General features: G+C 56.7%; 1 pseudogene. It reads right to left on the minus strand.

Annotation, left to right across the window (positions count from 1 at the left end):
• Positions 1 to 128 (minus strand): annotated as a pseudogene (locus tag NQ050_RS11175) (IS3 family transposase); the annotation flags it as partial.
• Positions 129 to 252 lie beyond the last annotated feature (124 nt).

The raw sequence follows: 252 nt of genomic DNA on the forward strand, positions 1-252 counted from the left end.
ATAAGCTCATTTTTGTAGGAGCCGTTGACGTTTTCGGCCAGCGCATTGTCATAGGAATCTCCCACCGTGCCGGTAGAGGCAGTAATCCCATACTCAGCCAAACGCTCGTTGTAGATGATGCTCACGTGAAGCGGCCTGGGTTGGTCGGAGACTAGGTTTTACCCTAGGAGGACGATCAGCATGGCACGACCCAGTCAGTACGACGCAGCCACGCAGGAGCGCGCGGTGCGCATGTACTTCGAGCGCCTCGAG

The organism is Corynebacterium sp. 122RC1 (genome assembly GCF_024580955.1).
Classification (GTDB): domain Bacteria; phylum Actinomycetota; class Actinomycetes; order Mycobacteriales; family Mycobacteriaceae; genus Corynebacterium; species Corynebacterium kozikiae.